Source organism: Affinundibacterium seohonense, assembly GCF_014284305.1.
In the GTDB taxonomy this organism is placed as follows: domain Bacteria; phylum Pseudomonadota; class Gammaproteobacteria; order Burkholderiales; family Burkholderiaceae_D; genus Undibacterium; species Undibacterium seohonense.
In genome coordinates, this window is record NZ_JACOFW010000147.1 from 1 (window position 1) to 249 (window position 249).

At 49.4% G+C, this 249-nt stretch carries 1 protein-coding gene; it reads left to right on the forward strand.

Annotated elements, in window-relative coordinates:
* Window positions 1–249 (forward strand): transposase (locus H8K52_RS22165; RefSeq protein ID WP_186924826.1); only part of this gene is annotated, 249 nt, incomplete at both ends.

Genomic DNA, 249 nt, shown 5'->3' on the forward strand with positions numbered 1-249 from the left:
ATGGCGTCCATTCCCTCATCACCGATACCCACGTTACACCAGCCAATGTCCATGATAGTGGTCCCTATCTGGATCGTCTTGATCGGATGCGTACCCGCTTCGGTTTCGAAATTGGCGCAGTCGGCCTAGATGCAGGCTACTTCACACCCCACATTTGCAAAGGTTTAGTTGAGCGCAATATCTATGGCGTGATTGGCTATCGTCGCCCCAATCATAAAGATGGTTTCTTCTATAAGCGCGAGTATGAAT